This window comes from Methylobacterium nonmethylotrophicum, from assembly GCF_004745635.1.
Taxonomy (GTDB): domain Bacteria; phylum Pseudomonadota; class Alphaproteobacteria; order Rhizobiales; family Beijerinckiaceae; genus Methylobacterium; species Methylobacterium nonmethylotrophicum.
This window is the reverse complement of record NZ_SRLB01000032.1, coordinates 20,718-33,217: the sequence shown is the minus strand read 5'-3', so window position 1 is coordinate 33,217 and position 12,500 is coordinate 20,718. Positions and strand designations below refer to the sequence as shown.

Below are 12,500 nucleotides of genomic sequence, written 5' to 3'. Positions count from 1 at the left end.
GCCTGCGTGCGCGGGCGGATCGACTATGGAGAGCCGAACTGCATCGCCTTCGGCGGTCTGCGCGTCGACGATGTGGTCGAGGCCGCGCTCCTAGCGGTCATGCAGCCGGGCGCGATCGAGGCGGCGCGGGCAGCCGAGGCGCAGGCGAGCACGCGACGCGACGAAGCGCGCGAGGCGATGGTGCGAGACCTGGAGGCGGCGCGCTACGCGGCCGACCGGGCCTTCTGGCAGTACGATGCGGCCGACCCCGAGAACCGTTTGGTGACCGGCGAACTCGAAGCGCGCTGGAACCGAGCTCTGTCCCGGGTCGGCGCCTGCGAGACGCGCATCGGCGCGCACGACGCGCTCGCCCCTCGGCCCGCCCTTCCTCCGGTCGCGCTGGAGACGCTCGCCGCGGACCTGCAAGGCGTCTGGGCAGCGCCGACGACGGATGCACGGCTCAAGAAGCGGATCGTGCGCACCCTGATCCACGAAGCGGTCGCGGACCTCGACGAGGCGCGGGCCGAGATCGTGCTCACCCTGCACTGGATCGGCGGTGCTCACACCGAGCATCGCCTCCCGCGTCGGCGACGCGGCCAGCGGACCAGTACGCCTGCCGATGTGGTGGAGGCCGTGCGCGCGCTGGCGCTGATCGCGCGTGACGACGTGATTGCGGGCGTGCTCAACCGCAACGGCGTCAGGACGGGGCACGGCAACCGCTTCACGCGCGAGCGCGTCACGGCGTTGCGCTCGCAATACCGCATCCCGGTGTTCCGCGAGGCCGCGGCGGGCGACGAGCCCTGGCTGACCCTGACCCAAGCCGCCGCTCGTGTCGGCGTCGCCGCGCGCACGCTTCGTCTGGCGGCGGAACGGGGCGAGGTCGATGCCATGCATCCGCTCGCCGACGGACCTTGGGTGTTCAGCCGCGCCGCTCTCGACGGCCCGGGCGCCAAAGCCCTCGCGCAGGAGGCATCGAACCGCGGCAAACACCGCGCGGTACCGCATCCGGCGCAACAATCCCTCTTCGCCTCAATAACATAGCGAGATGTGCGTTCTGATGAGCAGTTGTAATCGTCCCGCCACGCGCTCAGCACGGCCCGTGCGTGGCCGAGGCTGCGGAACAGGGTCTCGTTCAAGCACTCGTCCCGGAGCCTGCCGTTGAACGACTCCACGAAGGCGTTGGGAAGCTTAGCTACAATTGGAGCTCGCCCACCGACGGCCCGGCCACCACCGCGGGAGGTCCGACTGCGCGCGGCCCTCGCGGTCAGCGGGTCAGCGCGCGTCTCCGGCTCAGCCGCGCTTGTCTGGGTTCTGCTGGCCGGACCCGCCCTGGTTCTGCCGGTCCATCATGGTCTGCATCATCTTGTTGCAGTTACCCATCATCTTCGACATCTCCTGCATCATCGGCATTATGCCGTCACCCTGCATCATGCCGCCCATCACCCCCTTGTCCGAGGGTGCGGGGTTCGTGGCAGTTTCGGCCGAGGCAGCGGCGATGCCGGCGAACAGAGCAAAGCCGAGAGCGGCGGGTGCGAGCTGCGAGATCTTGGACATAAATTTCTCCTGTCGTCCGTGCGTTTCGAAGTAGTCCTGCCTTCGCGCTACTCGCGTGCGAAGACCTTCGGGGCGCCGTCGCTGATCTCGTAGACCGTGAACGGCGCCGTCTTCTCCCCGTCCATGCCCGGCGAGCCCGCCGGCATGCCCGGCAGCGATATGCCCCTGATGGCGGGCCGCTCAGCCAGCAGCCTCTTGACCGCGGCGACCGGCACGTGTGCCTCGACGACGTAGCCGTCGATGAGCAGCGTATGGCAGCCCTGGAGCGGCTCGGGCACGCCGTGCTCGCGCTTGAGTGCCGCGAGCGCGGGAGTCTCCTCGACGGTAACCGCAATCCCGTTGCGCTGGAGCACCTTCGCGTAGGCGTCGCAGCACTGGCATTGCGGGTTCTTGTAGAGAATGGCGGTTTGGGCGCCCTGCGCCGCGGCCATGGACGGCACGGTCACCGCAAGAAGAACGCCGACGAGTGCACGGCGGTGGATCATGGCATGCCCTTCCGGCCCGTCTGCCCTACTGGGCCGGGGTGATCGACTGAACGGTGTAGGAGCCCTTGCTCCCACTCAGAGTAAACTTGACCTTCTCGCCCGGCTTGACCTTCGAGAGATCGACCGAGGAGGCCGCCGGGAACTCCATGTGCATGGCGGGCCAGTTGATCGCCGGGATCGGCTCGTGGTCGAAGGTCACCTTGTGCTGGCCCGTGTTCACGGCCGCGACGGTCCCAGTGGTGCTGGCCGTCTGCTGCTTTCCGCTCTCCGCGCCAGCCTTGCCGCTCATACCAGTCATGTCGCCCATCGGCGCGGCCTGCGCCTGCACGCCACCCGCGAGCAACAGCGCGGCGACAGCCGCAGTGAGCGCGCTCTTTCGGCTCGATTGGCCAAGATCAGACATCGGTGGTCCTTCTTTCTGATCCGGCTGGCCGGGACGGCTTAGGCGCCGCCCTGGCGAGAGCCCGGACGCTCCTTCGAGGCGGAGGGCGCGCGCGTTGCGGCCCCTTCACATCGAACATTCGGACCCGGCGCAGGAAAGGTTACAATTCGCCGCCGGCTGCCACAGAATACAAGCCGCGGCACCGACGTCGTCCTACGGCTTCCCGGCCCGACCCGACCGGGGGGGACGCCTGGAGCGGGCAGGTGTCTTGTCGACCGAGCCGATCACCAGGACGCCATCGGTCGGTTCCGATGTCCGGGGCGGGTTCCGGTTCGCGCCCAGACGGAAACAGTCCGGGACGTTATCCATTCAACCCGCAGAGGCGTAGCGCGCCGTAGTCGAATTCACAAAAACTCCGGGGAGCAGCACAGAAAAGCTGCGTCACATGACAAGATATTCTCCGGATTTGACTGGATCTTGGTGCGTCTTGTATAAACTCGGAATGGCAGGCGAACGATTATAGTGGGAATGTCTTTCGAGTGAGCGGCAGGGCGGCCAAGCGGATCAGACCGAGCTGACGCGGGTGGCCGACGCGGAGGGCCTCTTGACGAGAGCGTGCGCGGTCGCAAGGGCCCACTCGGAAAGCGTTCAGCATGCGAGGACAAGTCCCGAGGTCAAGAGCGGACGCCCAGCCGAGTGTGCCGCCGCCGCGGGATCGCGGACGCTGCGGGATTTCGCGTCCGGCCGGTCGCATCGCAACGTCGCCGGTGCCGGGGCTCAGTGCCGTCTTGCGTCAGGCGGCGAACAGCAGGTGCACAGGTCCTGGGGTGAGAACGACAGCGTGTCGTCCGGAGCTCCCCTCGGCGACGGCACCCCGCGCAGGCGGTTGTGGATCGCCGTCGCGGCGATGGCGGCCTGGCCCATCGCGACGCTGATCTGGTCGAGGCTGCGCACCACGTCGCCGGCGGCGAACAGGCCGTCGGTCGAACTGCGCTGGTGCTCGTCTGTCACCACGCAGCCCTTGTCATCCAGACGGGTGCCCAGACCGTGCACAAGGTCGGACCGGGCGTCGCTGCCCAGCGCCGCGTAGAGCACATCGAACGACCGGCACGCCCCGCCGAGCATGTCGAGCGCACGGACCTGATCCCCCTCGACGACCACGCGCCTGACCGGCTCCTCGACGATCACGATCTCGGCCTGTGCCGCTTGCCGACGCTCCTCCTTCGTCAGCACCAGGGACCGACCCAGCGACAGCAGAGTGATGTCGGCGGTGTAGGTCCGCAGAAACAGCGCTTCGTGCAGCCCGCTGCTGCCGTGCCCGATCACCGCGACCCGCTTGCCCATAGCCTCGTAGCCGTCGCAGATCCCGCAATGGCGCACCAGCCCGCGCCGGATCGCGTCCGGCACGTCGGGCAGGTCCGGCTCGCGGTCGACAACCCCGGTCGCCAGCAGGATGGTATGGGCCGGGATCGGCTCCCCGTCCAGCGTGGCCAGGAAGACGCCGTCCGGCCGGCGCTCCAGGCGCGTGACGGACCCCGGGACGATATGGGCACCGTACTTGCGCGCCTGTTCCGTCATCCGGCCCAGAAGCGCCCGGCCGTGAATGCCTTCGGGAAAGCCCGCGTGATTGTGCGAGGTCGGGATCAGGGCCGCACGGCTTGCACCGGCATCGAAGACCTGGAAGCGCCGGCGGAAGCGGGCCAGGTAGATCGCGGCCGTAAGGCCTGCCGGTCCACCGCCGATCACGAGGCAATCCAATACACTCTGCGGCATGGTTCCGGCTTCCTCTCGTGGCGTGTGATGAAAACTTTTCCCGATGGTCGGGGCGACGCCGCCCCGCACTCACTCGGCGGGATTGACCAGGCGCGGCTGCACGCGGACCAGAGCCTTACCAGGCTTCGGAGTGCCGGTGCGAGGAGGGCTTCGGTGCGGAAGCCCACGCGCCTTCACTAGGCCATAGATGGCCGGGATCACGACGAGCGTCAGCACGGTCGAGGACACCATGCCGCCGATCATCGGCACCGCGATGCGCTGCATGACCTCGGACCCGGCACCCGTGCTCCACAGGATCGGCACGAGCCCGGCCATGATGGCGACCACCGTCATCATCTTCGGGCGCACGCGCTCGACCGCCCCCACCATGATGGCTTGGTACAGGTCCGCACGTGTCGCCTCGCGGCCCGCGGCGGCAACCGCGGCCCGCTGCTCGTCCCAGGCATGGTCGAGGTAGATCAGCATGATCACCCCGGTCTCGGCCGCCACGCCCGCCAGGGCAATGAAGCCGACGGCCACCGCGACCGATATGTTGAAGCCCATCCACCAGAGCAGCCAGACCCCGCCCACCAGCGAGAACGGGAGTGACAGCATGACGATGAGCGTCTCGGTCAGGCGCCGGAAGTTCAGGTAGAGCAGCAGGAAGATGACGAGCAGCGTCACGGGCACCACGATCTTCAGCCTGGCCTCCGCCCGCTCCAGGTACTCGAACTGGCCGCTCCACTGGACGCTCATGCCCTGCGGAAGCTGGACCTCCCTGTTGACCGCGTCCCGGGCCTCGGCGACGTAGCCGCCGAGATCGCGCCCGGCCAGGTCGACGAAGATGTAGACGGCGAGCTGCCCGTTCTCGGTGCGGATCGAGGTCGGCCCCCGGGTCAGCTGGACCTTGGCCACCTCGCCCAGCGGCACCGTGCCGCCGGCCGGCAACGGCACCTGCACCTCGGTGGCGATGGATTGCGGATCCGAACGGAAGGCGCGGGGGTAGCGCACGTTGACGGTGTAGCGCTCGCGCCCTTCGACCGTGTTCGTGACGCTCTCGCCTCCCAGCGCCGTCGCGATGACGTCCTGCACGTCCCCGACCATCAGGCCGTAGCGCCCGAGCGCCTCCCGGTCCGGCGTGATGTCGAGGAAGTAGCCGCCGATGACCCGCTCGGCGTAGGCGCTGGACGTACCCGGCACGTTCCGCACCACGGCCTCGACCTCGCGAGAGACCTTCTCCATCTCAGTGAGGTCGGTGCCGTAGACCTTGATGCCCACCGGCGTGCGGATGCCGGTCGAGAGCATGTCGATGCGGGCGCGGATCGGCTGCGTCCAGGCGTTCGACACGCCGGGGAACTGCAGGGCCTTGTCCATCTCGGCCTTGAGGCTCGCCAGCGTCACGCCGGGACGCCAATCCGCCTTCGGCTTCAGGGCGATGATGGTCTCGAACATCTCGGTTGGGGCCGGGTCCGTCGCCGTCGAGGCACGCCCCGCCTTGCCGTAGACCGAGGCGACCTCGGGAAAGGACTTGATGATGCGGTCCTGCGTCGCCAGCAGCTCCCCGGCCTGGGTCACAGAGATGCCCGGCAAGGTCGTGGGCATGTACATCAGGGTGCCCTCGTTCAGGTCCGGCATGAACTCGGAGCCGAGCTGGCGGGCCGGCCAGATGGTCAGGCCGAGCGCCGCCACCGCCAGCAGGATGGTCAGCACCTTGGCCCTGAGCACAACCCTGATGACCGGGCGGTAGACCCAGATCAGCAGCCGGTTCAGCGGGTTGCGATGCTCGGGGATGATGCGCCCGCGCACGAACAGCACCATCAGGGCCGGCACCAGGGTCACCGACAGGAGCGCCGCCGCCGCCATGGCGAAGGTCTTGGTAAAGGCGAGCGGCCCGAACAGGCGCCCTTCCTGGCTCTCCAGGGTGAAGATCGGCAGGAAGCTGACCGTGATCACGAGGAGGGAGAAGAACAGCGACGGACCCACCTCCGCGGCCGCCTCGACCAGGATCTCGACCCGCGGCTTGCCCGAGGGCGCCCGCTCCAAGTGCTTGTGGGCGTTCTCGATCATGACGATGGCCGCGTCGATCATGGCGCCGACCGCGATGGCGATGCCGCCCAGCGACATGATGTTAGCGCCGATCCCGAGGAGATGCATGGCGCCGAGCGCCATCAGGATGCCGACCGGCAGCATCAGGATGGCTACGAGCGCACTGCGCAGGTGCAGCAGGAACACGATGCAGACGAGCGCCACGATGACGCTCTCCTCGACGAGCGTGCCCTTGAGCGTCTCGATGGCGGCGTCGATGAGCTGCGAGCGGTCGTAGACCGGCAGGATCTCGGTGCCCTTCGGCAGGCTCGCGGCGACCTCGGCGAGGTGCGCCTTGGCGCCCTCGATGACGTTGAGGGCGTTGGCGCCGAAGCGCTGCAGGATGATGCCGCCCGCGACCTCGCCCTCGCCGTTCATCTCGGTGATGCCGCGCCGCTCGTCCGGCCCGAGTTCGACCCGGGCGATGTCGCGCACCCGCAGCGGGGTGCCGGCCTCGGTCTTCAGCACGATGTTTTCGATGTCGGCGATGCTCTTCAGGTAGCCGCGCCCGCGCACCATGAACTCGAACTCGGAGAGCTCGACCGTGCGGCCGCCGACATCCGCGTTGCTCGACCGGATTGCGTCGCGGAGCGCCTTCAGCGAAATCCCTTGCGCACGCAGCCGGTTCGGGTCGACGACGACGTTGTACTGCTTCACGAAACCACCGACGCCGGCGACCTCGGCCACCCCCTCGGCGCGCGAGGCCCCGAAGCGCACGACCCAGTCCTGCAGCGAGCGCAGCTCGGCAAGCGTCTGCTGCTTGGCCACGATGGCGTACTGGTAGACCCAGCCCACGCCCGTCGCGTCGGGCCCGAGCGTCGGCGTCACGCCGGCCGGCAGGCGTTTGCCGGCCGCGCTCAGGTATTCGAGCACGCGCGAGCGGGCCCAGTACGGGTCGGTGCCGTCCTCGAAGATGACGTAAACGAACGAGACCCCGAAGAAGGAGAAGCCGCGTACCACCTTCGACTTCGGCACCGTCAGCATGGCGGTGGTGAGCGGATAGGTGACCTGGTCCTCGACCACCTGCGGGGCCTGCCCCGGGTACTCGGTGTAGACGATGGTCTGCACGTCCGAGAGGTCCGGGATGGCGTCGAGCGGCAGGGTGCGCACGCTGTAGAGACCAGCCGCCACCACGAAGACGGTGCCGATCAGCACCAGGACGAGGTTGCGGGCCGACCAGGCGATCAGGCGTGCGATCATCGGGTGGCCTCCGTGGCCTGCGCCTGCGACTCGGCGGCGGACTTGGGCGCCGCCATGCTCTGCAGCGCCGCCTTCAGGTTGCTCTCGGCGTCGATCAGGAAGTTGGCCGCGGTCACGACCTGCTCGCCGGCCTGCACACCCTCGCGGATCTCGGTGTAGCCCTCGCCGCGGGCGCCGACCTTGACCTCGCGCGGCTCGAAGCGGCCCTCGCCCTTATCGACGAGCACGATCTGGCGCGCGCCCGTGTCGATGACGGCATCGTTCGGGACCGCCACCACGGGCTTGGCCGCGCCAGTCCCGATCTCGACGTCGGCGTACATGTCGGGCAGGAGCACCCCGTCGGGGTTCGGCAACTCGATGCGCACGCGGGTGGTGCGGGTTTGCGTGTTCACCTGCGGGTAGATCAGCCCGACCTTGCCGCTGAAGCTGCGCCCGGGCAGCGAGCGCACGCGCACAATGACGGGCTGGCCGACCTTGACGCTGCCGAGGTCGTACTCGGGTACCTCGGCCAGCACCCACATCGTCGAGATGTCGCCGATCCGGAACAGGGTGTCTCCGGCCGACGCCTTCATGCCCTCGATGGCGTTGCGTTCCAGGACGACCCCGTCGCGCGGGGACGACCAGGTGATGGCCATCGGCACCTTCCGGGTGCGCTCCATCTCGTCGATGACGGCTTCCGAGACGTTCAGGTTCTGCAGGCGCCGCCGGGAGCCGTCGAAGCCCGGGTTGGCGATGAGCTGGGCCGCCGCCGCGTTGATCTCGGGCGAGTAGACGTGGACCAGTGCCTGACCCTTGCGGACGCGGTCGCCGGTCGTGACGTTCTCGACGTGGTCGACATAGGCGTCCGAGCGTGTCGCCACGACGGTGACGCGGCGCTCGTCGAGCGTCACGGTGCCGGGCACCCGCACGGCTCGGCTGACGACGCGACGTTCGGCCCGCTCGGAGCGGACGCCGGTGCGCTGGACCTTACCGGGCGAGATCTTGACGATGTTGCCGTCCTCGGCCTCGCCTTCGTAGACGGGGAGGTAGTCCATCCCCATCGAGTCCTTCTTCGGCACCGGCGAGGTGTCCGGCAGGCCCATCGGGTTGCGGTAGTAGAGGATTTTTCGGGCCCCGCCCGGGGGCGCAGCGTAGGTGGCGTTCGCCTCGGCCTCCTTCGCGGCGGGCCGGGGCTCGAAGTCGACATCCTCGCCGACGCGTACGGGCCGGTAGTCGCGGCCATCGGGCGTCCTCGTCGGCGTGAGCGCATAGGCTGCCCTTCCATCGGGATCACGGTAGTACAGGATTGGGGCATCCGCTGCCGGACCCGCCTCGTCCCTGACGAGGAGCGTGGAGACCGGGCCCGGCAGCCAGGCCGGCAGGGGCCAGTGGACCTCGCCGGCCTTCAGGCCAAGCACGAGTGCGCCCACGAGAGCGGCTGGCGCGAGTGTGAAGCCAGCGATCCTGGCGGCAAGGCGCACGGGACCGTAACCGCGTCCCTGAATTTCGGAGATGTGGAAAGGCGTCCTCTGGTCCATCACGGTACCACCTTGAGCGCGAGCTGGTTCTGCACTGTGCCGATCTCGCCCTGCACCTTGGCGGCAAGCGAGAGCTGCCAATCGCCCGCCATCGTGAGATTGGTCTTGAACCGGTAGAGGCCGGGCTCGGTCGCGGGCTGCGACTCCAGCTCCGTCGTCATGGTCGGCATGCCGGCGGGTGCCATGTCGAGGCGGTGCGCGAAGATGATCGCGTCCGGGACTGGCTTGCCCGTTGGCTTATGCACCAAGCGCAGCGCCAGCGTCGCCTCGCCCTGCTTGGCTTGGCTCCCGACGAGATTGAAGGCGTAGTCCTTGAGCGCGGCAGGTGCACCCGCCTCGGAGTTCGTGCCTCGGCGCGGCAGCCAACCGGCAAGAGCGGCCGGAACGTGGTCTGAAATCGCGCTCGGGACCGCCCAGGTCCCACGCCCCAAGCCGTAGCCGAGGCCGATGGCAGCCAGGAGCATCGTGGCAAACAGAGCGATGCCCACGATCCGTCTTGCTCGACCGCCGCCAGGGGCGGTCTCGAACTCCTCGAAGTCGCGAAAGGGCGTGTTCTGATGCATTATGGCACTGCCTGCAGGACGAGCCTGCCTTGGACCGGGTCTGGAAGTCCGGGGATCTTGGCCGCGAGCGTGAGCGCCCAGCCGCCCTCCATCGAGAGGTCGGTCTCGAAACGGTAGTAGCCGGGCAGCGCGTCGGCCTGGAGCTCCAACGGAGCGGTCATCGTGTTCATGCCGTCAGGCGACATGTCGATGCGGCTGATGAACAGGATCGCATCCGGAACCACTTTTCCGGTCCGCTCGTCGACGAGCCGGACCAGAATGGTTGTGCCGTAACCCTGCTTCACCTCGCGCTCGACAAGCTCAAAGGCGTAATGGCCCGAAGAGGCGCGGCTGAAGGAAGATGCGAGGGTCGCGCCGGCACCCATGAGAAGCAGCACCAGCACGAGTGCACGCCACAATGAGAGCCGCCGCTGCGCGGGGGGGGCCGCAGCACGTGCTGCGGCCAGCGGAGGCGTGCAAGGTGGGGCGCTCAAAACTCAGGCCCGCCCGACGTGTTGCCGAGGTTCTGCTGAACAGGCGAACGCTCCGGGAACTGCGCGTTTCCGCGGGTGCTGCTTCGGAAATCCCGCCTCTGCAGGTCGCGAGGGACCCGAACGTGGCCCGTGCTGCCAGCGAGGCTTCCGGTCGTCACCGGCTCGCGCAGCGCGTAAGCCGAAGATCGATCATGGTGGTGTCGCTGCGGGCCGGTTCGTGCCTGTAATCCCGGCGCGGCGATTGCCGGATCGGCCAATATCAGTGAGGCAAGGATGATGCCAACCGTGAGCTTCATGACGCCTCTCCGTTGACTGGAAAGCGCTATCCGTTCAGCGCCATTACTGACGAGTTCGGGGGGCAGGATTTTTTCGTTACACTCGACGGGTTGCCTTCAGACTGCGACCGCTGCTGGCGCGAGGGTGCCTCTCAGCGTCCCGTTAGTATTGCGGGCCGCCGGCGGTACCGCCGAGGTTCTGTGCCTCCGGCGCTCGTTCGGGAAACTGCGCATTGTCACGCGTGCTGCTCCGCATATCTCGGCCGAGCCCGCCGCGAGCGTCTAGCTCCGAGCGAGAGCCGTTGGGTAAGCTCCCGGTCGCCTGGGGGCCGATGCCGGGGGCGGATCGAGCCTGAAGGATCGATGCCGCGGCAGGATCCCGGGTGCCGGAGTGAGGATTGGCCGATGCAGGCGCCACGAAGGCCGCGAGAGCCAAGACGACAGCGAAAAAATTATTCACGATTGCACCCCGAAGATGATGTGCAGAGGCATGATCATCAAATTTACTGCCGTTACTTTGAGTTTGGCAGATCGATGGTTACACGCCGTCTTGCTTTGGCGGAGCGCGTTGAATGTCGTCGGTCTGCTTGGCGGGTCGGCCCGAGGCATCTTCCGTCGAGATGTCAGGTCGTACGTGGGATGCGGGAAATCCGGGTCAGGGACCGTGACGAGCGCCCAGGTGGCAGGCCGCTCGGGTTGAGGCTTGTCCGTGCTCGCCAGGGGCCAGCGGTCAGGCGGCTTGCGCGCGGACTTGCGGTAGCTCGCGCACGGTGAGACTGCGCTTGACCGCGTCCTGCACCTTCTCGAAGGCGCGGACCTCGATCTGCCGCACGCGCTCGCGGGACACGCCGAACTCGCCCGAGAGATCCTCAAGGGTGATCGGATCGTCGGCGAGGCGCCGCGCCTCGAATATGCGCCGCTCGCGCGGGTTCAGCACGGAGAGCGCGTCGCGCAGGGCCGCTAGCCGGTTCTGGCCCTCTTCCGCGGCGGCGAGCACCGTCTCCTGGCTCGGCCCGTCGTCGGCGAGCCAGTCCTGCCACTCGCCCTCGCCCTTCTCCTGCAAGGGCGGGTTGAAAGCGCCGCGAGTCATGTCAGAAGTTTGGCCGACGGGAGTCCGGCCGACGGGTCGCCGGGCGGCGGGGGACGACGTTGACCGACCCAGTTGTCCGGACGGCATCCGGCGCTCCGAGATTGCGGGGCGCCGCTTGGTGCACGCCAGGCCGGAAGCGAAGCGGCACATTGTCGATCCACCCGGCCAGGGCGTATCCCGGCAGCCCGGCCATCATAGCAATGCCGGCGAGGACAGTGATCATCTTGCTACTCATGGTGGAACTCTTTGCTGGCTCTAAAGCTTGCTACTTCTGTTCTTGATTTCGGATGTCCCGCCAAGTCCGTTACAGCGCCTCGAACTTTTCCCAGTGGTTCCGCCGGCGTCGCAAGGAGCCGACGCGAACGCCCATCGGCGGGGACCGCTCCTCCGCCCGAGGAGAGGTTTCGCACGGTCGGGCAGCCTCAATCCTCGGAATGGGGCGGAGAGAACAGGTAGAACCCGTCACGGCTGGCCGCCTTCCGGGCCGCGGCCGCCCTGAAGCCCGGCGGCCTGAAGCCTCGCTTGCCCAGGGTACCCCGGAACTGCCAGCCCGCATCGGTGAGAAAGACCGGGATCGGGAGGCTTGTCGGAACTGCGCAGAACAGGTCCTGGGCGAAGCGCGACTCGAAGACGACGTAGGAGCGCGTCGGGGTCTTCGCCGGGGCGGCGGCGAGCTTGGCGCTCTGGTCCCAAGGTCCGGTGCGGCCTTCCCGCGAAGCCGGAATTCCGCGGTCCGCCCGCCTCCCCCTCGGCGGCCTCATACGCCTCGAAGCCACTCTGACCATGTCCGGCCAGGTGTCTCCGATCCTCGATGACGGCGTGTTGGCGCCGTGTATCCCGCGCCGCTGCGGAGCGCGACCGGCGCGATCCGCGCCCGCCGCAAAGGCCCGCGGTGCAAGCCGCCGCGAAACCCCGCACGATCCACCTGCGACATCCAATCCATGGTGCTAAGTTCGGAGGCAGCAAACGCTTCGTTACAAGGTGGGCTGCCCGAACCACGCCTGTTTGACGCCGGTACACCCGCTCAACTCATGCGCGGCAAACCGGTCGCCCAGCCGATGCGCGCCCTTTCGGGGCGTGCGGCGGCCTGGTATGCTGGGCTTGATATCCTAGCTCCGGTCCCGCCCCGTCTGCGCGTAGTTCCT

11 protein-coding genes and 2 pseudogenes are annotated in these 12,500 nt (G+C 68.1%); 1 reads left to right on the top strand and 12 read right to left on the bottom strand.

Features of this window, described 5'->3' with window-relative positions; translation table 11 throughout:
* Positions 1 to 6 precede the first annotated feature (6 nt).
* Entirely contained in the window at positions 7 to 1,020 is a 1,014-nt protein-coding gene (locus EU555_RS37290) for a hypothetical protein (RefSeq protein WP_244936680.1), read from the top strand.
* Between the two features lie 23 nt (positions 1,021 to 1,043).
* Here EU555_RS37290 and EU555_RS29195 read toward each other — a convergent pair.
* The 12 genes and pseudogenes from EU555_RS29195 to EU555_RS29135 all read right to left on the bottom strand — a co-directional run.
* Positions 1,044 to 1,166 (bottom strand): annotated as a pseudogene (locus tag EU555_RS29195) (integrase core domain-containing protein); the annotation flags it as partial.
* 103 nt (positions 1,167 to 1,269) lie between these two features.
* A complete protein-coding gene (locus tag EU555_RS29190) occupies positions 1,270 to 1,533 on the bottom strand; it encodes a hypothetical protein (protein ID WP_091891500.1) in 264 nt (87 codons plus the stop codon).
* Positions 1,534 to 1,580: 47 nt separating this feature from the next.
* A complete protein-coding gene (locus EU555_RS29185) occupies positions 1,581 to 2,018 on the bottom strand; it encodes a DUF411 domain-containing protein (RefSeq protein ID WP_091891497.1) in 438 nt (145 codons plus the stop codon).
* A gap of 25 nt (positions 2,019 to 2,043) precedes the next feature.
* On the bottom strand, positions 2,044 to 2,421 hold the full coding sequence (locus EU555_RS29180) for a copper-binding protein (RefSeq protein ID WP_091891494.1): 378 nt from the start codon (positions 2,419 to 2,421) through the stop codon (positions 2,044 to 2,046).
* Between the two features lie 756 nt (positions 2,422 to 3,177).
* Positions 3,178 to 4,173, bottom strand: coding sequence for an NAD(P)/FAD-dependent oxidoreductase (locus EU555_RS29175; RefSeq protein ID WP_091891490.1), 996 nt, complete (start codon positions 4,171 to 4,173; stop codon positions 3,178 to 3,180).
* Between the two features lie 69 nt (positions 4,174 to 4,242).
* Positions 4,243 to 7,437, bottom strand: a complete 3,195-nt coding sequence (locus EU555_RS29170; RefSeq protein WP_091891487.1) for an efflux RND transporter permease subunit — start codon at positions 7,435 to 7,437, stop codon at positions 4,243 to 4,245.
* Positions 7,434 to 8,954, bottom strand: a complete 1,521-nt coding sequence (locus EU555_RS29165) for an efflux RND transporter periplasmic adaptor subunit (protein WP_091891484.1) — start codon at positions 8,952 to 8,954, stop codon at positions 7,434 to 7,436. Before EU555_RS29165 ends, EU555_RS29170 begins: the two co-directional genes overlap by 4 nt.
* Positions 8,954 to 9,517: a FixH family protein gene (locus EU555_RS29160; protein WP_091891481.1), complete on the bottom strand. Its 564-nt coding sequence runs from the start codon at positions 9,515 to 9,517 to the stop codon at positions 8,954 to 8,956. Before EU555_RS29160 ends, EU555_RS29165 begins: the two co-directional genes overlap by 1 nt.
* A complete protein-coding gene (locus tag EU555_RS29155) occupies positions 9,517 to 9,900 on the bottom strand; it encodes a FixH family protein (RefSeq protein ID WP_244537685.1) in 384 nt (127 codons plus the stop codon). The genes EU555_RS29160 and EU555_RS29155 overlap by 1 nt, the downstream gene beginning before the upstream one ends.
* Before the next feature lie 86 nt (positions 9,901 to 9,986).
* Positions 9,987 to 10,286: a hypothetical protein gene (locus EU555_RS29150; RefSeq protein WP_091891478.1), complete on the bottom strand. Its 300-nt coding sequence runs from the start codon at positions 10,284 to 10,286 to the stop codon at positions 9,987 to 9,989.
* Positions 10,287 to 10,995: 709 nt separating this feature from the next.
* Positions 10,996 to 11,343: pseudogene (locus EU555_RS29140) on the bottom strand (sigma factor-like helix-turn-helix DNA-binding protein); the annotation flags it as partial.
* A gap of 434 nt (positions 11,344 to 11,777) precedes the next feature.
* A complete protein-coding gene (locus tag EU555_RS29135) occupies positions 11,778 to 12,116 on the bottom strand; it encodes a hypothetical protein (protein ID WP_123834580.1) in 339 nt (112 codons plus the stop codon).
* Positions 12,117 to 12,500 lie beyond the last annotated feature (384 nt).

What these genes read in the sequence shown, in the direction of transcription:
- EU555_RS29190 (WP_091891500.1), bottom strand. Translation starts at nt 1,533, where the DNA reads ATGTCCAAGATCTCGCAGCTCGCACCCGCCGCTCTCGGCTTTGCTCTG.
- EU555_RS29185 (WP_091891497.1), bottom strand. Translation starts at nt 2,018, where the DNA reads ATGATCCACCGCCGTGCACTCGTCGGCGTTCTTCTTGCGGTGACCGTG.
- EU555_RS29180 (WP_091891494.1), bottom strand. Translation starts at nt 2,421, where the DNA reads ATGTCTGATCTTGGCCAATCGAGCCGAAAGAGCGCGCTCACTGCGGCT.
- EU555_RS29175 (WP_091891490.1), bottom strand. Translation starts at nt 4,173, where the DNA reads ATGCCGCAGAGTGTATTGGATTGCCTCGTGATCGGCGGTGGACCGGCA.
- EU555_RS29170 (WP_091891487.1), bottom strand. Translation starts at nt 7,437, where the DNA reads ATGATCGCACGCCTGATCGCCTGGTCGGCCCGCAACCTCGTCCTGGTG.
- EU555_RS29165 (WP_091891484.1), bottom strand. Translation starts at nt 8,954, where the DNA reads ATGGACCAGAGGACGCCTTTCCACATCTCCGAAATTCAGGGACGCGGT.
- EU555_RS29160 (WP_091891481.1), bottom strand. Translation starts at nt 9,517, where the DNA reads ATGCATCAGAACACGCCCTTTCGCGACTTCGAGGAGTTCGAGACCGCC.
- EU555_RS29150 (WP_091891478.1), bottom strand. Translation starts at nt 10,286, where the DNA reads ATGAAGCTCACGGTTGGCATCATCCTTGCCTCACTGATATTGGCCGAT.
- EU555_RS29135 (WP_123834580.1), bottom strand. Translation starts at nt 12,116, where the DNA reads ATGAGGCCGCCGAGGGGGAGGCGGGCGGACCGCGGAATTCCGGCTTCG.